Origin of the sequence: Bradyrhizobium oligotrophicum S58, from assembly GCF_000344805.1 — a bacterium.
Classification (GTDB): Bacteria; Pseudomonadota; Alphaproteobacteria; order Rhizobiales; family Xanthobacteraceae; genus Bradyrhizobium; species Bradyrhizobium oligotrophicum.
In genome coordinates, this window is sequence record NC_020453.1 from 2,266,452 (window position 1) to 2,285,594 (window position 19,143).

Consider the following 19,143-nt stretch of genomic DNA (forward strand, 5'->3'; position numbering starts at 1 on the left):
CCTCCAGGGAGCAGTGCAGTGCACGAAGAATCTCCTTGCATTCGCCTGTGCAAAAAGATTTGCTGTCGTATGCCGGTCATCCAAAAGAGATGCGGCGGGGAAACGTATGGATGTGATGACCACGATCGTAAAGATCATCCACGGTCGCACAATCCGGGGAGTGCCTCAACTCAATGGCGAGGGGATGCACGATGCCTGCTTTTACCTTCGAGAAACTGTCGGCGCCGACGCCACGCGCACCGGCAAACGCGCCTGTCGAGAAGCCGCGCAGCGCGCTGGCAGATCTCGTCAATCGTCTGGTCGAGCCCCGTCTTCGACGCGCCGCTCGTGATCAGTCCGAATCCGGCTCTTCCAACAATCAGCCGAAGACGTAAAAGTCACAGTGCTTGAATTTACAGAACTCCGCCGACAGGCCCGAACCATTGCCGTGAGTTGATCCGCCCTCACTGCCGCTTCTGCAGGAGCAGGCTGCTCCAGCCCTCGATTTTCAGATGCCGCACCGGAACCAGGCCGCGCGCACGATAGGCGGCGAGGACGCCGCGCGCCTGAGGCGTCAACAGGCCCGACAGGATGACGAAGGCTCCGGGCGCCAGATGGCGCTGCATCGGGGCCGCCAGCTGGCGCAGCGGGTTGGCGAGGATGTTGGCCAGCACCAGGTCGAACGGGCCACGGCGGCCAAACTCAGCCGCCGCAAAGCCGGTGGCGCGGATCACCTGGACCAGGGGGCCAGCGCCGTTCAGCCAGGCATTGTCCCGCGCGACCACCACAGATGGTGCATCGATGTCGCTGGCCAGCACCGCGCGATGGGTCGCCTTGGCGGCGGCGATGGCGAGCACCCCGGTGCCGGTGCCGAGGTCCAGCACCCGCCGCGGCGGGCGAATTTTCAACACGTGGTCGAGCAGCAGCAGGCAGCCGCGGGTGGTGCCGTGATGGCCGGTGCCGAACGCAAGCGCCGCCTCGATCTCGATCCCCAGCTTGTTGCCGGGAACGCGCTCCCGGTCGTGTCCGCCATGGACCATGAAGCGGCCGGCCGGCACGGGGACGAGGTCGTCCAGGCTGGCCTTGACCCAGTCCTTGGCTTCGACCACCTCGAACGTGAGACTTTGGGCAACCTCCGGGCCTGCCGCCCCGCCCACCAGCTCGCGCACCAGCGCCTGATCCGGGGGATCGGCGAAGTGAACCGTGACATCCCAGCGCCCGTCCGCCCGCTCGAAGGCGGCAACCGCCGCATCGCCGTCGAAGAACACTTCGGTCAGGACGTCGACCGCCGGCCGCGCGGTGGCTTCATCCGCGACCGAGAAGCTGGCCTTGTGGGTCGGAGGTGGTGAAGCTGATGTCATCTGGATCAAGTCCGCGCTCATTTCACGGCGTGGTTAAGCAATTTGACCGCTGGTGCAAGCTTTTTGCCTGCAACGCGCGGAATTTGCGCAGCTTTCGGTTGTGATCCGGCCCGGGAAACGCCGCCGTTAAAAGTTGCGCGGTAATTGCCGCGAAATATTCGACGAGTTGAACGGGCGTCATTAGACGGCTTTTAGGATTTTACCACCTATGGTTCCGGCCGTGGGAACCGGACAATCCTCGGTTCCAGGCTGGAAACGAGGTACAGATGAAGACTGTTGTCTTGAAGTTCTTGCGTGATGAGTCCGGTGCCACCGCCATCGAATACGGCTTGATCGCAGCCGGTATTTCGCTGGCCATCATCGCGGCCGTGAACGGCCTGGGTAGCTCGCTGAGCAGCAAGTTCGACTCCATCAACACGTCCCTGAAGTAACCGGATCAACGCGGCGTTCTCGAAGGACCGGGCCTGGCGCCCGGTTTTTCGTGCCGGCGCGGACGATGCGGGGCAGCTGATCCGGAGGGCCCACAGGCTTATTCACAGCCTTTGGGCGGGTCTTCCACATGCTTGACCGCAGCTTTTGCACATCTTGCCGACAGACTTGCCCGCAAGCCTTTCCACGGCCTGTTCTCAGCCGAACAGCGCGCGGTGGTCGGTGAGGATGGCCTGCGCCGCGTTATGACCGGGGGCACCCGTGACGCCGCCGCCGGGATGGCTGCCCGACCCGCAGTGATAGAGCCCTCGCAGCGGCGAGCGATAGTCGGCGTGGCCGAGCATCGGTCGGGCCGAGAACAGCTGGTTCAAGCTGAGCGCGCCGTGGAAGATATCACCGCCCAGCAGGCCGAATTGCCGCTCCAGATCCAGCGGCGACAACACCTGCCGGCCGATCACGCTCGCCGCAAATCCGGGCGCATAGCGATCGACCGTCGCGATCATGAGGTCGGCGACCTCGTCGCGGTGATCGTCCCAGGACCGGCCGTCCGGCAGCTCCGGCGCGACATGTTGGCAGAACAGGCTGGCGACGTGCTGCCCGGGCGGGGCGAGCGTGGCATCGAGCGTCGACGGAATCAGCAGCTCGACGATGGGGTCCCGGCTCCAGCCATGGGCCCGCGCATCGAGATAGGCCTGCTCCATGTAGCCGAGGCTCGGGCTGAGGATGATCCCGGCCGACAGATGATCACCCTCGCCGGGCAGGGCGCTGAACGAGGGCAGGCGGCTGAGCGCCACGTTCATGCGGAACGTGCCGGAGCCGTTGCGCCAGTTGCGGATGCGGCTCAGGAACGGCGCGGGCAGGGCGCCGGCCGGCACCAGCCGCGTGTAGAGCAGCTTCGGATTGACGTTGGCCGCGACGTAGCGGGCGCGGATGGTTCGGCCGTCCTCGAGCACGACGCCCACGGCGCGGTCGCGCTCGACGATCACCTCGCGGACGCTGCAATCCACTTCGATCAGCGTGCCAAACTCGTGAAGCGCACGCGCCATCGCCTGCGTGATCGCGCCCATGCCGCCGATCGCATGGCCCCACACGCCCTTCTTGCCGTTCACCTCGCCGAAGGCGTGATGCAGCATCACGTAGGCCGAGCCGGCGGCGTAGGGGCTGGCATAGTTGCCGACGATGGCGTCGAAGCCGAACAGCGCCTTCACTAGGTCGGTCTCGAAGATCTCGTCGAGCATCTCGCCGGCGGAGCGCGTGAACAGATCGAGCAGGTCGCGCTGCTGCTCCAGCGACAGCGCCCGCAGCGTGTTGGCGGTGCCGAGCGCGTTGAAGGCCTCGCGAATCGCAGGCAAGCCGAACTGGGCAACGAGATTCGGCGGCGCCCGCAGCACGAGGCTGCGCAGCACGTCGGCGATGGCCTCGAGGCGAGCCGAGAACGGGCCGATTGCCTCGGCATCGCGGCTGCTGAGCCTCGCCACGGCGGCTTGCGTGCGACCTTCGCCGGTCAAGAGATAGCGGCCATCGGGCGAGGGCAGGAAATTCTGCGCGCGGCGCTCGACGATCTCGAGCCCATGCTCGTGCAGCTTCAGGTCCTTGATCACGCGCGGATTGAGCAGGCTCACCGTGTAGGAGGCGACCGAGTTGCGGAAGCCGGGGTGAAACTCCTCGGTCACCGCGGCGCCGCCGACCACCTTGCGGCGTTCGACCACGTGCACGCGCAGGCCCGCCATCGCGAGATAGGCCGCGCAAGTCAGGCCGTTGTGGCCGGCACCGATGATGATGACGTCGGTTTCGTTCATGTCCGCTTCAAAAAGCCCTGATTAATGACCAACACGTCTCGGCTGCGGGGAACTGCTCCTGGAGATCGTGCTGTCGCCCCGGATCGGCGCGCCGTCAAGGGAAACTCCATTTCCGTGGCTTCTCGCCATACCGCCCCGCGATCCGCTATGTGTCGTCGGCACGGCGCGGTCCGCCCCCACCTGAGGCCAGCCGAGCCGCTGCTGGAGTTGTCATGACCTCAATCGCCTCGTCCGCTGCCGTCGTACAGCCTTCCGCCGCCCGCAATCGGCTCGTTCTCGTCATCTATACCGCCGCGATCTTCGTCAGCGCGCTGCTGCTGTTCTCGGTGCAGCCGCTGTTTACCAAGATGGTGCTGCCGCGGCTCGGCGGCTCGCCGGCGGTGTGGTCGGTGGCGATGGTGTTCTTCCAGACGCTGCTTTTGGCGGGCTATGCCTATGCGCATTTCCTGACCCAGCTGCGCAGCCGGGTGCTCCCGATCGCGATCCATCTGCTGCTGCTCGGCTTCGCCCTCCTGACGTTGCCGCTGTCGATTGCTGGCCATTGGGGCGATCCGCCGACATCGGGCTATGCGCTCTGGCTGCTCGGCCTGTTCACGGTGTCGATCGGCCTGCCGTTCTTCGCGCTCGCCGCCAACAATCCGCTGCTGCAGGCCTGGTTCGTGCGAACAGGCCATCCGGCGGGGCCCGATCCGTACTTCCTCTACGCGTCGTCGAACATCGGCAGCTTTCTCGCGCTGTTGTCCTATCCCCTGCTGATCGAGCCGATCTTCAGCCTGCGCACGCAGAACCTGATCTGGACCGGCGGCTATGGCCTGCTGATCGCGCTGATCGCCGGCTGCGGCGTGCTGCTGCTGCGTTCGCCTGTGACCGTTGCCAGCCTGCTGCAGGGCGATGACAGCGACGCGCCGGCGCCGAGCTGGCTGTTGCGGGCACGCTGGATCTTCCTTGCCGCGGTGCCCTCCGGCCTGCTGATCGCGGTGACCGCGCACATCTCCACCGACGTCGCAGCCGCGCCCTTGCTCTGGGTGCTGCCGCTGTCGCTCTATCTGCTGACCTGGGTGCTGGTGTTCCAATCGCGGCCGCTGCTGCCGCACAAATGGATGCTGGCGCTGCAACCGCTCGCGATCGCCGGCGTCGTGGTGCTGCTCGCTTTCGGCGGGGAACAGAATCTCGCGCTGACGCTCGGCGGCCATCAGCTCTGTTTCTTCGTGATCGCGATGGCCTGTCATGGCGAACTCGCGCGCACGCGTCCGCCGGCAAAATATCTCACCGGCTTCTATGTCGCGCTGTCGTTCGGCGGCATGGTCGGCGGCCTGTTCGCCGGGCTGATCGCGCCCTTCACCTTTTCCTGGGTGGCCGAATATCCGATCCTGCTTGCGCTGGCGGCGCTGTGCCGTCCGGCCGACAAGGCCGAGCGGCTGCCGCAGGTCACGCGTTGGTACTGGATCGTGCTGGCGGCAGTCGCGGTCGCGTTGCTGGTGCCGGCCGGCATGACCGGCAAGGTCACAACCTATCTGGAAGATCATCGCGTTTATGTCGCCGGCGCAGTCGGCGTGCTCGCGGCGCTGCTCGCAGTGCTCTTGAACGGCGGCCGCTGGAAGGTGTTCGCAACGGCGGCGCTTGCGCTCGTCCTGATCCGCGCCTATCCGGCCGACGATGGCCGCGTCGAGACGGTGCGCAGCTTCTTCGGCGTGCACAAGATCGTGGTGACTTCCGATGGGCACTACCACGTGCTGATGCACGGCACGACGATCCACGGCGCGCAGAAATATCTCAATGCCGACGGCTCCAAGGTCGCGGGGCGGCCCGAGCCGATCACCTATTACCACAAGGACGGCGGCATCGGCCGCGCCATCACCGCGATCCGCGAGCGCAAGGGCGCGCCGCTGAAGGTCGCCGTGATCGGCGTCGGCGCCGGCACGCTCACCTGCGCAGCCGAGCCTGGCGAGAGCTGGAAATATTTCGAGATCGACCAGACCATGGTCGATACCGCCAGCGACCCGAAATATTTCAGCTACATCAGGAACTGCGCGCCCGACTTCAAGCCTGTCATCGGCGATGCCCGGTTGACCTTTGCCAAGGAGCCGGACGGCGCCTACGATCTCATCATCGTCGATGCCTATTCCTCGGATGCGATTCCGATCCATCTGGCAACCGAGGAAGCGATGGCAATCTACAAGGCCAAGCTGGCGCCGCAGGGCGCCGTCGTGATGCACGTCTCCAACCGCCATCTGGAGCTCGAAAGCGTCGTCGTCGGCATCGCCGATGCCAACGACCTGAAAAGCTGGGTCTACAATGAGGACTCCGGCCGCGACGACGAGTACATCTTTTCGACCGACGTCGTCGTCAGCGCGCGCGAGGATGCAGACGTCGGCAAGCTCGCATCGTCGGACAAGTGGACCGAGACCGAGCCGACCGACGGCGAGCGGGTCTGGACCGACGACTATTCCAACGTTCTCGGAGCCGTGTATCGGCGGCTGCGCGACGGCGAGTAGCGGGGCGGTCGCTCGTCGCTTCTCCCTCAGATCAGCTCGGCCTCGACTGCATTGAGCCGTGAAGACCGTATATGACCTGCGAGGTGCGTGCCTCGCGGGGGCGATGTTGTGTTGCGTTGCGGCATTGGTCTTCCCAGCCCGCATTTCCCTGAGAATGGCGCCGCACCGCAAAATGCAGCACTTTGGCGCTTTCTGCTCGGGCATCTGTTGCGGGCCGATGACCACCATGCTACCTTGAGGTGCGCCCCTCATCAGAAGTCGATGCTGAGCGTCTTCAGGTGGACGGCGGTTGGGGGACGTGCGCAGCAGAATGGGATGAAGATCCGAGCGGCGAGGCTTTGACTGGATTCGCCGCGCGATCTGTCACCCGATGCTGCCCAGTTTGAACTGAGATGTGTGTTGTCCGTCCGAGCCGAGCGTGCCTGCCGGACAACGACAGAGTGTGTGTTTCTCGATTGCAAAAATGCCGGCTGCATCAAGCAAGCTGGCTCACATGGGAGGGGTTCGATGAAGCGTCTTTGGATTGCCGGTGCGTCTGCCTTGTTGTCGATGGCGCTCGGTCTCGGCTCGGCGGGAGCCGCGGACAAGAAGGTGCTCGCCTTTGTGGTCAACGGCGCGTCCGACTTCTGGAAGATCGCCGAAGCCGGCGTCAAGAAGGCGCAAGGCGAACTGCCCGACTACAACCTGCAGCTCAAATATCCCGAGCAGGCGGCAGCCGCCGTGCAGCAGCGGATGCTGGATGACCTCGTCGCTGCCGGGGCTGCCGGAATCATGGTGAGCGCCGTCGATCCGAAGAATCAGACCGAGCACCTCAACAAGATCGCCGGGCAGACGGTTCTGCTCACCACCGACAGCGACGCACCGCAGTCCAAGCGCGTCGCCTATATCGGCTCGTCCAATGTCGAGCTCGGCAAGGACGCCGGCAAGCTAATGCTGAAGGCGCTGCCGAACGGCGGCAAGTGCGTCGGCTTCGTCGGCCTGCTCGGCGCCGATAACGCCCGCGAGCGCATCGAAGGTGTGAAGGAAACCATCAAGGGCTCGAAGGTCGAACTGGTCGACGTGCGCGGCGACGAGATCGATCAGACCCGGGCCAAGCGCAATGTCGAGGACGCGCTGGCCGCGATGCCTGACGTGAGCTGCCTGGTCGGGTTCTATTCCTACAATACCCCGCGCATCTACGAGGTGCTGAAGGAGGCCGGCAAGCTCGGCAAGATCAAGATCATCGGTTTCGACGAGGATCCGATCACGCTCGGCGGCGTCAAGGACGGCGCGATCGACGGCACGGTGGTGCAGCAGCCGTTCGAGTGGGGCTACCAGGGCATGAAGCTGATGGCGAAGGTGGTGCAGGGCGACAAGTCGGGCGTTCCGGCCAACGGCATCATCATCGTACCCGGCAAGGTCATCGACAAATCCAACGTCGACGACTTCATGGCACAGATGAAGCAGATGCTGAAGAAGTGACGCGACGGCCGGCGTGCGCGAACCCTTCCTCGAGCTCATCGACATCGGCAAGACCTATCCTGGCGTGGTCGCACTCGACCACGCCAGCCTGGCGGTCGTGCCCGGCGAGGTGATCGCGCTGCTCGGCGAGAACGGCGCCGGCAAGTCGACCTTGATGCGCGTGCTCGGCGGCGTCGTGGCGCCGAGCAGCGGCGAGATCCGGATCGATGGCGTGGCGCGGACGAGCTACACCGTGGCGGATGCGATCGCGGCCGGCATCGCCTTCGTGCATCAGGAACTCAATCTGTTCGACAACCTCGACGTCGCTGCCAATGTCTTCATCGGCCGCGAGCCGGTCTATGGCGGGCCGTTGAGGCTGATCGATCGCAAGAAGCTGCGGGCACAGGTGCGCCCGCTGATCGCGCGCCTTGCTGCCGATTTCGAGCCGGACACGCCGCTCGCCGAATTGTCGCTGGCGCAACGCCAGCTGGTCGAGATCATCAAGGCGCTGTCGCTCGATGCGCGCTGCGTCATCATGGACGAGCCGACCTCGAGCCTCACGCTGTCCGAGACCGAGCGGCTGATGCAGGTCATCGCCAGCCTGAAGGCCGATGGCGTCAGCGTCATCTTCATCACCCATCGCCTGAACGAAGTGATGCAATGTGCCGATCGTGCGATCGTGTTGCGCGATGGCCGCATGGTCGGCGCGCTCGCGCGTGACGAGCTCAATCCCGCAGCCATGATCCGGCTGATGATCGGCCGGGACCTGCGCTCGCTCTACGTGCCGCCGGCGGCGCCGCCCGGGGAAACTGTGCTCGACGTCGTGGAGGCCGTCACCGCCACGTATCCCAGCCGGGCCGTCAGCCTGCAACTGCGGCGCGGCGAGATCCTCGGGCTCGCCGGCCTCGTCGGCTCGGGCCGGACCGAGTTGGCGCGCGCCATCTTCGGCGTCGATCCGCTGCTGGCCGGCGGCATCAGTCTCGAAGGCGAGCCGATCCGCGTCTCGTCCCCGCGCGCGGCGATCGATCGCGGCATCTATCTCATCCCGGAAGACCGCAAGGGCTGCGGCCTGCTGCTCGATCTCTCGATTGCCGAAAACATCTCGCTGCCGGATCTCGCGTCCTATTCGAGCCTTGGATTGGTGGACACGGCGCGAGAGCACGAGAATGCCGACCGGCAGCGCGAACGGCTGAAGATCCGGACGACCGATGTGAGGACGTCCGTCAGCACATTGTCCGGCGGCAACCAGCAGAAGGTCGTGCTCGCCAAATGGCTGTCGATGCGGCCGAAAGTCCTGATCTTCGACGAGCCGACCCGCGGCATCGATGTTGGCGCCAAGCAGGAGATCTATGACATGCTGCGGCGGCTGGCCGATTCCGGCGTCGCCATCCTGATGATCTCGAGCGACATGGAAGAGGTGATCGGCGTGAGCGACCGCATCGCGGTGATGCATGAAGGCAAAATTTCGGGCTTCCTGGCCCGCGACCGGTTCAGCGAGCACAACGTGCTTCAGCTCGCCGTCGGCCATACCGTCTGAACGAGGCGCCCGTGCAAAAGAAAGATCTCAGCCTGCTGATCCTGATCCTGGTGGTCGGCGCCGTGGTGGCCTTCATCAATCCGCGCTTCCTGCTGGTCGGCAACCTCTCCAACACCGCCAACCAGGTCGGGATGTTCGGCATCTTCTCGATTGCCGAGGCGTTCGTCATCATCGTCGGCGGGATCGAGCTGGCGGTGGGCTCGGTGATCGCGCTGCTCGGAGTGCTGTTCATCGATCTGATCGTCAACCGCGACGTCGACTGGGTCGCCGCGCTGCTGCTCATCATTGCCGGCGGCGTCGCGATCGGGACCGTGCACGGGCTGCTCACCACCAAGATGCGCATCCAGCCCTTCGTCGTGACGCTGTGCGGACTTTTGATCTATCGTGGCGCGGCGCGCTACTACACCGAGGACGCCACCGCCGGTTTCGGCTATGGCGCGAGCTTTCCGACCTTGGAATGGCTCGCCGCGGGCCGCACCAACGTGCTCGGCTTTCCGTTGCCGCACAGCGTCGTGGCGCTTGCGATCGTGGCCGGGATAGCGTGGCTGGTGCTGCACCGCTCGGTGTATGGCCGCTATTTCTACGCGGTCGGAAAGAATGAGGAGGCGGCGCGCTATTCCGGCATCCGGTCCGATCGCGTCGTCATCGCGGCCTACGTGATCTGCGGCGGGTTGACCGCGCTCGCTGCGATCCTGATTGCGATGTACACCCGCTCGATCTCGCCGGCCGTGCACGGCTCGTTCTATGAGCTCTATGCCATTGCCGCGGCCGTGCTCGGCGGCTGCTCGCTGCGTGGCGGGGAGGGGTCCATCATCGGTGTCGTGCTCGGTACGGTCCTGCTGCAGGTGCTGCAGAACCTCGTCAACCTGCTGGGAATACCGAGTTCGCTGAACTTCGCGGTGATGGGGACGGTGATTCTGATCGGCGTGCTCGCCGATCAGTATTTCGTCCAGCGCCGCAAGCGGGCGCCGTCTGCTCGCGGCCAAGCCAGTTCCGAGGCCGCGCCCGCTTCGCTCGATGGCGTCAGTGCCGAGTGATCGGCATCGGCACAGGCGGAGCCGGGCGCGCCACAGAGGCGGCCCGGCAGCTCGGTTGATCCTGGATCAGTCCTGATAGGTATAGTAGCCGCGCGGCTGATAATATGATCGCGGCTGGTAGTAGCGCGGCTGCGCGTAGCTCGGATTGCCGTTGTCGTAGGAATATTGCGGCTGTTGCTGCGGATAGGCCTGCGCATCATAGACCCGACGGCTGGTGCCGCCCGGCGCCGGATAGCGTGCGCCGGTGTCGCTGCCGTCAGCCGGATAGATGTATCCGTCATCCGGCCGCTGCTGCGGAACGACCTGGCGTCCCGGCAGCAATTGCGGCTGCGGCGTCAGCACGACCGGCTCGCCGCTGTCGTCATATTGCTGGGGTGCCTCGCGACGCGCCACCGCCGTCCCGCGGCGCGGATTGCGCGCCAGCGCCACTTCGGCCGATCCGGTCAGGGTCACCGTGGTGTTGAGCACGCCGTCCTTCTGCACGAGGTCGTAGAGCGTCGTTGCGTTTGCCTTCGAAAGCCGGACGCAGCCATGCGAAGCAGGCGTGCCGAGCCGGCCTTCCGAATCGGTGCCGTGAATGGCGTGACCGACCTTCGTGAAGAAGATCGAGTGCGGCATCGGCGCGTCGTCGAATTCCTTGGAGAAGTGATCGGCTTCCATGCGGAAGGCGCGGAACGCGCCGTTCGGCGTCTCGCGCGAGGGAATGCCGGTCGACACCGGCCAGCGATAGCGCTCGACGCCATCGACTGCGACCGTCATGATCTGGTTGTTCTTATCGACCGTGATGTCGATCTTGGCCAGCGCGGGCGTCGCAGACAGGAAGGCAAAGCCGGCAACGGCAAAAAGAGTGGTACGCATCTAACCTCTGGCCTCCGGGCCCTCGACTTTGGAGAGACCTTCAAACGGGACTACAAAAACGCCGCGGCTCAATCGTCTCGGCCTGCACTATGTCGGAAATCCGCACTTTGTTCCAGCCAAGGGCAGCCTCAACCTTAATGGTGGCCGCTGATCAGGCATAGGCTTCCGCCCGTTCATCTGAGCTGACATTTTCGCGACCGCAGGGCCGCAGCGCCGGTGTTTAGGAGCTCTCTAATCCAGCCATTTTGTCATGGCCGCGCAACTTTTTGGCCGCATCTGCGTTTCAGGAATTCCCTCCATGCGGTTCCCAGGATTCAAAATGTTGACGATGAAAGCGAAGACGGCGGTGCTCGACGACCGTGCGCCGCAGCGGCTGACCTATCTGCTCGCCGCGCTTGCCCTGTTCATCCTGGCGCTGGCCTGGCTGGCGCTGCCGCAGTTCGCCCATGCCCAGGGCATCATCCGTGGCGCCCATGAAGGAGCTCACGAAGGCAATCGCATCGCCGGGCCGGTGGGAGGCGTCGTCGGGGGCGCGGTCGGCGCCGGCGTCGGCGGAGCGGTTGGAGCCGTCGAAGGCGTGCTCGGCGTCCCGCACCGCGCCTATTACCATCGGCACTATCATTGCCGCGGTTACCGCGACGGTTATGGTCGCTTCCATTGCTACCGCTGAGCCGCTGAGCTGAAAGACCGGCGGATCGGTTGCCGGCTCAGTGCTTGAGCCGGTAGCCGGTCTTGAAGATCCACCAGATGACGGTCATGCAGATGGCGAGGAACGTCAGCGTCATGGCGACGCTGATTTCCACCCGGACGTCCGCGATCTCGTAGAAGCTCCAGCGGAAGCCCGAGATCAGGTAGACGACCGGATTGAGCAGCGCGATCGAGTGCCAGGTCGGCGGCAGCATGTTGACCGAGTAGAAGCTGCCGCCGAGAAACGTCAGCGGCGTCACCACCAGCATCGGGATCATCTGCAGCTTCTCGAAACCGTCGGCCCAGATGCCGATGATGAAGCCGAACAGGCTGAAGGTGACGGCCGTCAGCACCAGGAACGACAGCATCCACAACGGGTGCATGATGTGCAGCGGCACGAACAGCCCGGCGGTGGCGAGGATGATCAGGCCGAGAATGATCGACTTCGTCGCGGCCGCGCCGACATAGCCGAGCACGATCTCGAAATGCGAGATCGGCGCCGACAGGATCTCGTAGATCGTGCCGATGAATTTCGGGAAGTAGATCCCGAACGAGGCATTGGCGATGCTCTGGGTCAGCACCGACAGCATCACCAGGCCAGGCACGATGAAGGTGCCGTAGCTCACGCCCTGGACTTCGCTGATGCGCGAGCCGATGGCGGCGCCGAACACGACGAAGTAGAGCGAGGTCGACACCACGGGCGACACGATGCTCTGCAGCAGCGTGCGCCAGGTGCGCGCCATCTCGAATTTGTAGATCGCGGCGACTGCTCGAAAATTCATTGCCGCACCAAGCTCACGAAGATGTCTTCCAGGGATGATTGCTTGGTCTCGAGATCGACAAAGCGGATGCCGGCCGTCCTGAGATCGCCGAGCAGGCTGGTGATGCCGGTGCGCTCGCCCTTGGTGTCGTAATCGTAGGCGAGCCGCCAGCCGTCGTCCGACAGCGCGAGATGATAGGGCGCGAGCGCCTCGGGGACGGCGTCGAGCCTTTGCTGCAGATGCAGGCTCAGCCGCTTGCCGCCGAGCTTCGCCATCAGCTTCGCCTTGTCCTCGACGAGCACGATCTCGCCCTTGTTGATGACGCCGACCCGGTCGGCCATCTCCTCGGCTTCCTCGATGTAATGCGTGGTGAGAATGATGGTGACGCCGGCGGCCTTGAGCTCGCGCACGATGTCCCACATGCCCTTGCGCAGTTCGACGTCGACGCCCGCGGTCGGCTCATCCAGGAACAGCACCTGCGGCTCGTGCGAGAGCGCCTTCGCGATCATCACGCGGCGCTTCATGCCGCCGGACAGCGTGATGATCTTGGCGTCCTTCTTGTCCCACAGCGACAGGTCCTTGAGGATCTTCTCGATCAAAGCGGGGTTCTTCGGCTTGCCGAACAGGCCGCGGCTGAAGCTGACGGTCGCCCACACGCTTTCGAACGAATCCGTGTGCAGCTCCTGCGGCACCAGCCCGATCAGCGCCCGCGCGGCGCGGTAGTCGCCGTCGATGTCGTGGCCGCCGACCGCGACCTTGCCCGAGGAGGCGTTCACGATGCCGCAGATGATGCTGATCAGCGTCGTCTTGCCGGCGCCGTTCGGACCGAGCAGCGCGAAGATCTCACCGCGCTCGATTTCGAGATTGACGTTGTTGAGCGAGGTGAAGCCCGAAGCATAGGTCTTCGACAGGCCGGAAACAGAAATGACGGGAGCCATCACGGGGGATTCGATGCAAGGGGATTCGAAAACGATTCGGGGGGCTGCGCGTTCGACAGGCGCAGGGCGGGCGAAGCGCTGAGATAGGAACGGCCCTGCGCTCCCGCAATCGCGCCAGCCGCGGTCAATCATGTCGTTTGTCGGACTTTTGTGTGGTTGATGTGGCGAGTGTTGCTGCACGGCCACGTCCACGACGCGAACGCGCCCTGCGATGCGGGACGATGTTGCGTCCGCGAGCATCTCGGGTACGGTCGCGCCGTCTCGACATTTCCGCCGCGGAGAAGGACCGATGTCGCCACGCGCCAGCACCGTTCGAACCAATTCGAAGCGCAGCCTTCCTGCGCGCTGGATTGGCATGGTCGCTCTTGCCCTCTCGCTGGCCTTGCCGCTCGGGACCGGATCGGTGCGCGCTGCGCCGAGCCCGTTGGCCGCAAGCGCCGCAAGCACGACCCATGTCTATCTGCTGCGCGGCGTGCTCAACATCTTCTCGCTCGGGCTCGACGATATCGCCGCCAAGCTGGATTCGCAGGGCATCCCGAACACGGTTGCCAATTTCGTGTCGTGGTCGTCGCTGGCCGACGAGGCGGCAACGGCCTACCGGGCCGGCCGCATCAAGACCATCATCCTGGTCGGGCATTCCTCCGGCGCCACCGCGCTGCCGGACATGATCAACAAGCTCGGCCAGCTCGGCGTCCCGGTGAAGCTCGCGATCGGGCTCGATTCGGTGTTCAAGACCAAGCTCGTCGGCGGCAACGCCGAACGCTACATCAATTTCTACATCGCCAGCGGCGCCGGCGAGCCGGTCCGCCGCGACGACGGCTTCCGTGGCAAGCTCGAGAACGTGGACGTCCAGGCGGTTCCCGGCGTCGGTCACGTCACCATCGAGAAGAACCAGATCATGCAGCAGAAGGTGATCGGCGCGATCGACGGGGTCGTGTTCGGTGGGCGGGGCAGGCCGGCTGCGCCGCCGACCCGCATGGCCGCTCCGCAGCGCGCCGCCAGCGCCACCGGTTACCGGTAGCTCGCGGCGGCGCCGACGGGCGCGCCCCAAAATGCTCCCATTCCACGGCGACAAGCGGCCCAGCAGGACTTACCTTTTCCTGCTGCGGATGAGCTTTGCAGGGATGCACGCATGATCGGCGGCAGGGCGCTGATGGCCAGGATCCACCTCGGCCGGGCCATTTCAGGGCCATTCCTGGCCGTGCTGCTTGCGGCCGGTCTCGCCATCTCCGTGCCGCAGGCCGCGGTCGCAGGCGCCGCTTCGGCCACCGCTCCCACCAGGTCGGCCAAGGCGGCCGCTACACCGACGCCAGCCGCCATCCGCCCGGTTCCGGCGCCCCCGCCGCCCGAGATCACCCAGCCGCTGCCGCCACCGCGGGTCTACCTGTTCCGCGGCGCCCTTGGCCCGTTCTTCTCGACCGGCATGGACCGCCTCGCCGAAAAGATCGAGAAGGCCGGGTTCTGGGCGAGCGTCTATGAATTCACGCTGTGCGACCTGATCGCACTCCAGGTTGCCAAGAACTACCGCCAGGAGGGCGGGCCGATCGTGCTGATCGGCCATTCGATGGGCGGGCTGTGCAGCGTCCGCATCGCGATCACGCTGCAGGAGCAGAACATTCCGGTCGCTCTCGTCGTCACCGTCGATCCGGCGCATGCGACCAAGAGCGTGCCGCTGAACGTGCAGCGCTTCATCAACCTGTTCCTGTCCGACAACATTCTCGGGGGCGGCGACGTCAAGCCGGAGCCCGGCTTTCGCGGTCATTACGCCAGCTTCGACATGAAGGATCATGACGAGGTCACGCACATCAACATCGACAAGATGGAGGATGTGCACGCCCAGCTGGTCGCGATGATCAGCCAGCTGTCGCAGACTTCGGCCACCGCCGAGGCCGATCCGGTCCAGCTGCGCTATCTCGTGCCGCCGAAAGCATCCGTGGAGCTGTGGGACAGCGGGGTTCCGGTGCCGGTGCGGCCGGGCGAGACCCTCGACCAGATCGCCGCCAATTATCGCGTTCCGCTGTGGGCCTTGCAGCAGTCCAACCGTGGGCTTGCCACCATGCCGATCGTCCCCGGCCAGCGCATCATCCTGCCGCGCCATCTGCTGCCGCAGGCCGCCAACCAGCCGGTGCCGCAGATGCCAGAGACGTCGGTCCGGCGCTGAGCGTCAGCCCGGCGGCAGGAACGGGATGATCATCGGCACGCGCTGGCGATAGGTGACATAATCCGGGCCGAGCTCCTGGCCCAGGAAGACCTCCTCCATCTTTGCCTTCCAGGCCATGCCGAGCGAAATCAGGAGGGCGCCGAGCACCGCGGTCACGGTGCCCACGGCAAGACCGGTCGCGAGCATGCCGAGGATCAGCCCGGTATAGATCGGGTGGCGGACCATGCCGTAGGGGCCGGTGTCGATGACCTTGTGGCCTTCCTTGTGGGTGATCGCGTTCGACCAGAAGCGGCCGAGATGGATGCGCGCCCACCAGGTGAAGGCGATGCCCGCCAGCGTGACGACGGTGAGCAGGTAGACGCCGGTCTCGCCGGGGTGCCAGAACGGCTTCTCGCCCAGGAGGCGCGAGGTCCAGGGCGTGAACAGGATACCGCCGAGCACGATCAGCGCGTGATAGCGGCTGGTCCTGATCACCGTGACATGCTTTCGGGTCTGCCCCGACCAGAACGAGGCTCCGACCCAGCTGGCGAGCCAGATCAGCCAGATGATGGCCAACAGCGACGTCGGCCAGGTGGTGGTCCATCCGCTGAACGCAACCGACGAGATGGGACTGGCATCACCGGACATGTCTTGGAACCGCTATGAGACGTGGGATCGGCCGCTCTTACCTATTCGGCCGCCGTGCGAAAAGGGTGTTGTTTCTCGTCGAGCCGTTTTCCCGGCTCGGCATCGAGCAGGAAGGCGATGGTCTCGCGCAAGGTCGGCTCGATCGGGCGGGGCGCGTAGCCGAGCTCCCGCTTCGCCCTGTCGATCGACAGGTCCGAGGCCGACCGGGCGATCCTGACGCCTTCAGCGGTGCCCGATGGCGTCTGCTTGGTCAGGTGATCGGAGATGAATTCGAGCATGCCGGCGGACAGCTCAGCCAGCCGGCCGGGCACGGAAATGGCCACATGCTTGCGGCCGCTGATCGCCGCCATCAGCTCGAGGATTCGGCTGAGGCGCAGGCTCTCGCCGCCGAACACGTAGCGGCCGCCGACCTTGCCGCGTTCCATTGCCAGGATCAGGCCTGTGGCGACGTCACGGACGTCGACCAGGTTGACGACGAAATCGAGGTAGAGCTGCACCCGGCTGTCCAGGAAGTGGCGCAACATCTGTGACGGCGGTGTCAGGTTGCTGTCATGCGGCCCGATCGGCATCGTCGGCGTGCCGATCACGACTGGAAAGCCGTCCGCCGCAGCCGCCATGGCGCGGGCCTCGGCCAGGGCCTTCGACCGGGTATAGGCACCCGGCATGGCCTCCGCCGGAGGCGCGGTCGCAGCTGACGCAGCGCCTGCCGACCCCGGATAGTCGAACAGGATCGACTCGGTCGAACAGTGCAGGAAGCGGCGGACCCGGCTGGCGCGCGCCGCCGCCAGCACCGTCTCGGTGCCCAGGCAGTTCACCCGGTAGAAGTCCTCGCGGTCCGGCATCCACATGCCGGGCAGCCCGGCCAGGTGATAGACCTGATCGACGCCGGCGACGGCCTGTCGCACCAGGCCCGCATCGAGCACGGAGCCCTCGAGATACTCCACCTCGGTGATCATGTGGGTAGGACAGCGGATGTCGAGCACGCGCACCTCGACGCCCCGGGTGACGAGCGCCGAGACGAGGTGATGTCCGATAAAACCGCTGCCGCCTGTGACGAGGACTTTCATTAGGGGCGTGAGTGCTGATCGCCTTGAAGATGGTCCGATGCGTGCCGATCCGACGACCAGTCCGGCGCGATGAGGTCGGCCACCGAAGGCCTGAAGCCGAGCGCCATGTACAATTTCGCCATCACGAACATTGGTCCGAGAAAGAGATGCGCCGGATGATCCAGCAGAGACGGATTGTTGCGCTCGAACAGCTTGTGGCCGACGGCTTGCGACACCAGGCCAAGGATCACGAGCGCGGCAAACAGAGCCCACAAGGCCATTCCGTGGACGTGATCGGCAATCATCATGGCCGCAGCAAGGAACAGCACGGCGAAGGCCAGGATGCCCGCACCGAGTGCGGCATCGAGCAGCAGCCAATACAGCAGGACGGGCAGCGCCAGTACGGCGCCCAGGCTGATCGGGATGCCGAACGCGTCGAAATGCCACAAGCTCAGCGGCAGCACCGCCCCGAGGAACAGCAGGATGATCCCGAGCACATGCATCAGGCCGTTGCGCGGATCGCGATGATATTGGACGTAGTCGATCATCTGGCGTCGGAACATGGCGTTCATGTCTGGCTCGCTCGTCAATGAGACCGACGACCGCTCAATCGACGGCCGTAAAGACGGGGCTATACCATCAAGCGGCTGCATCGACAAACCCGGCAATCGCGGCCCAGCCGTCCGCCGCAGGCTGGCGTTGCCGCGCGAGGGTGATAACGGGTTCCATTTGCGTCTCGCGGGCGGCCGATCGCGTCATGTGCTGAAGTGACAGTCGCGCCGAGACGGCCACAGGTTCATGGCCCCCGCGCAGGTCTTACTTGCATCAATTGCGATGCTTGCGCGGAGCCTGCTTGCCCGGCGCCGCCGGCGCAGGGGCCGGAGGTGGGGCGGCCGCCTCTTCGGCGGCCTTGGCGACCGTGATGATCTGGATCTGCTGATTGACGGGCGCGGTCGGCTTCGACGGATCGAGCAATTGCTCCTCGCCGAGCCCGACCGACTGCAGGCGCTTGACCGAGATCTTGAAGGTATTTGCCAGGATGTCGCGGATCGCGTCGGCCCGGCGTTGGCTCAGGATGACGTTGGACTCGCGCTTGCCGTTGGCTTCGACATGGCCGACGATCAGGAACGTGTAGGGCAGGAGGTCGGAATACACCATCGCGTCGGCGATCCGTCCCACGGCCTGGTACGATTCGGGACGCACGATCGGCGTGTCCTGGTCGAACTGAATGTCGACGTTGAAGGCCGGCAGATTCATCAGCTCCGGCGCGATCGGCGTGCGCTTCTGCGGCGGTGGCTCATTGCGGCTGCGAATTTTCGAGCGTTCCTGGGTCTGCTGCTTCAGCGCCGGCAGATCGAGCGTGGGCGCGCTCTCGAAGCGGCTGAGCTGGCGCACGATGTCCTCGCGGGTGATCTCCTGCGACCGCGCCGGCGCGCTCGCGACCATCAACGAAGCGGCAAGCAGGCTTGGGAGCAGTCCTGGCAGCAGTGATGTCGCCGTCCGCTGCATCAGCGATACCCCGCCTCGCCCATCGCCTGCTGGCACCGCGCGTTCACGCCGTTGGCGGTCAGCAGGCACGGAATCGACTTGCTGGTCTCCTTGGTGGAACCGCCGCACAGTTTGACGATCTCGCGCTGGCAGGCATTGGCAACCGTCACCCGTGCCGCGATGCGCTTCTGGATCGCCTCGAAGGCCTTGAAATAGGTGGCCTTGCACTGCGCGGAGACCACGTCCTGGTTGCGCGAGAGGCACTCCTTGAGCCGGTTGGAGTCGAGATTGACGCCGCGGCAATTGGCGGTGATGTCGGCGCCGCAGCTCGATGCGATCAACCCGGCGGAATCGCCGAAGCTCATCGTCTGCGCCATCGCAAGCGACGGTGCACCCAGCAGTACCGCAACAAGAAGCAGAATGTATCCCCGGACCATGGTTGCATCTCATACGACGCAAGCTGCCACGGTCAAGGCCTAACGAAGGCGAAGCTTGAAGTT

Annotated in this window: 18 protein-coding genes; 8 read left to right on the forward strand and 10 right to left on the reverse strand. The window is 65.1% G+C overall.

Features of this window, described 5'->3' with window-relative positions; translation table 11 throughout:
* Window positions 1–443 precede the first annotated feature (443 nt).
* The gene (locus S58_RS09660; protein WP_042340674.1) at window positions 444–1,340 is read right to left on the reverse strand and encodes a 50S ribosomal protein L11 methyltransferase; all 897 of its coding nucleotides are present in this window, start codon (window positions 1,338–1,340) and stop codon (window positions 444–446) included.
* A gap of 266 nt (window positions 1,341–1,606) precedes the next feature.
* On the opposite strand from S58_RS09660, the gene S58_RS09665 reads away from it, so the two are divergent.
* Window positions 1,607–1,771: a Flp family type IVb pilin gene (locus tag S58_RS09665; RefSeq protein WP_015665105.1), complete on the forward strand. Its 165-nt coding sequence runs from the start codon at window positions 1,607–1,609 to the stop codon at window positions 1,769–1,771.
* A gap of 195 nt (window positions 1,772–1,966) precedes the next feature.
* On the opposite strand, the gene S58_RS09670 is transcribed toward S58_RS09665, so the two are convergent.
* Window positions 1,967–3,568 (reverse strand): phytoene desaturase family protein, encoded by a 1,602-nt coding sequence (locus S58_RS09670; RefSeq protein ID WP_015665106.1) that lies wholly within the window; start codon window positions 3,566–3,568, stop codon window positions 1,967–1,969.
* Between the two features lie 212 nt (window positions 3,569–3,780).
* Between S58_RS09670 and S58_RS09675 the strand changes: the two genes are divergently transcribed.
* The 4 genes from S58_RS09675 to S58_RS09690 all read left to right on the forward strand — a co-directional run bounded on the left by S58_RS09675 (window position 3,781) and on the right by S58_RS09690 (window position 10,077).
* A complete protein-coding gene (locus S58_RS09675) occupies window positions 3,781–6,063 on the forward strand; it encodes a spermidine synthase (protein ID WP_015665107.1) in 2,283 nt (760 codons plus the stop codon).
* Between the two features lie 507 nt (window positions 6,064–6,570).
* Window positions 6,571–7,524: a sugar-binding protein gene (locus S58_RS09680; protein WP_015665108.1), complete on the forward strand. Its 954-nt coding sequence runs from the start codon at window positions 6,571–6,573 to the stop codon at window positions 7,522–7,524.
* A 13-nt stretch (window positions 7,525–7,537) separates the two neighbouring features.
* The gene (locus S58_RS09685; protein ID WP_015665109.1) at window positions 7,538–9,040 is read left to right on the forward strand and encodes a sugar ABC transporter ATP-binding protein; all 1,503 of its coding nucleotides are present in this window, start codon (window positions 7,538–7,540) and stop codon (window positions 9,038–9,040) included.
* An 11-nt stretch (window positions 9,041–9,051) separates the two neighbouring features.
* Window positions 9,052–10,077, forward strand: a complete 1,026-nt coding sequence (locus S58_RS09690) for an ABC transporter permease (RefSeq protein ID WP_015665110.1) — start codon at window positions 9,052–9,054, stop codon at window positions 10,075–10,077.
* Between the two features lie 66 nt (window positions 10,078–10,143).
* Here S58_RS09690 and S58_RS09695 read toward each other — a convergent pair whose 3' ends face one another.
* Window positions 10,144–10,935, reverse strand: coding sequence for a L,D-transpeptidase (locus tag S58_RS09695; RefSeq protein WP_015665111.1), 792 nt, complete (start codon window positions 10,933–10,935; stop codon window positions 10,144–10,146).
* 319 nt (window positions 10,936–11,254) lie between these two features.
* Between S58_RS09695 and S58_RS09700 the strand changes: the two genes are divergently transcribed.
* The gene (locus S58_RS09700; protein WP_042339118.1) at window positions 11,255–11,605 is read left to right on the forward strand and encodes a hypothetical protein; all 351 of its coding nucleotides are present in this window, start codon (window positions 11,255–11,257) and stop codon (window positions 11,603–11,605) included.
* 37 nt (window positions 11,606–11,642) lie between these two features.
* Here the strand turns inward: S58_RS09700 and S58_RS09705 are convergent, their stop codons facing one another.
* Window positions 11,643–12,404 carry an ABC transporter permease gene (locus tag S58_RS09705; RefSeq protein ID WP_015665113.1) on the reverse strand — a complete coding sequence of 254 codons (762 nt, stop codon included), beginning with the start codon at window positions 12,402–12,404 and terminating at the stop codon, window positions 11,643–11,645.
* A complete protein-coding gene (locus S58_RS09710) occupies window positions 12,401–13,321 on the reverse strand; it encodes an ABC transporter ATP-binding protein (protein WP_015665114.1) in 921 nt (306 codons plus the stop codon). The genes S58_RS09705 and S58_RS09710 overlap by 4 nt, the downstream gene beginning before the upstream one ends.
* A 289-nt stretch (window positions 13,322–13,610) precedes the next feature.
* On the opposite strand from S58_RS09710, the gene S58_RS09715 reads away from it, so the two are divergent.
* Window positions 13,611–14,342 carry a hypothetical protein gene (locus S58_RS09715; RefSeq protein ID WP_015665115.1) on the forward strand — a complete coding sequence of 244 codons (732 nt, stop codon included), beginning with the start codon at window positions 13,611–13,613 and terminating at the stop codon, window positions 14,340–14,342.
* Window positions 14,343–14,453: 111 nt separating this feature from the next.
* Entirely contained in the window at window positions 14,454–15,482 is a 1,029-nt protein-coding gene (locus S58_RS09720; RefSeq protein ID WP_015665116.1) for a LysM peptidoglycan-binding domain-containing protein, read from the forward strand.
* A 3-nt stretch (window positions 15,483–15,485) separates the two neighbouring features.
* Here the strand turns inward: S58_RS09720 and S58_RS09725 are convergent, their stop codons facing one another.
* The 5 genes from S58_RS09725 to S58_RS09745 form a co-directional block, all read right to left on the reverse strand.
* Window positions 15,486–16,109, reverse strand: a complete 624-nt coding sequence (locus S58_RS09725) for a methyltransferase family protein (protein WP_015665117.1) — start codon at window positions 16,107–16,109, stop codon at window positions 15,486–15,488.
* Window positions 16,110–16,150: 41 nt separating this feature from the next.
* Window positions 16,151–17,176 (reverse strand): NAD-dependent epimerase/dehydratase family protein, encoded by a 1,026-nt coding sequence (locus S58_RS09730; protein WP_015665118.1) that lies wholly within the window; start codon window positions 17,174–17,176, stop codon window positions 16,151–16,153.
* Window positions 17,176–17,727 carry an Mpo1-like protein gene (locus S58_RS09735; RefSeq protein ID WP_015665119.1) on the reverse strand — a complete coding sequence of 184 codons (552 nt, stop codon included), beginning with the start codon at window positions 17,725–17,727 and terminating at the stop codon, window positions 17,176–17,178. Before S58_RS09735 ends, S58_RS09730 begins: the two co-directional genes overlap by 1 nt.
* A gap of 253 nt (window positions 17,728–17,980) precedes the next feature.
* On the reverse strand, window positions 17,981–18,664 hold the full coding sequence (locus tag S58_RS09740) for an OmpA family protein (RefSeq protein WP_015665120.1): 684 nt from the start codon (window positions 18,662–18,664) through the stop codon (window positions 17,981–17,983).
* Window positions 18,664–19,080 (reverse strand): hypothetical protein, encoded by a 417-nt coding sequence (locus S58_RS09745; RefSeq protein ID WP_015665121.1) that lies wholly within the window; start codon window positions 19,078–19,080, stop codon window positions 18,664–18,666. Before S58_RS09745 ends, S58_RS09740 begins: the two co-directional genes overlap by 1 nt.
* Window positions 19,081–19,143 lie beyond the last annotated feature (63 nt).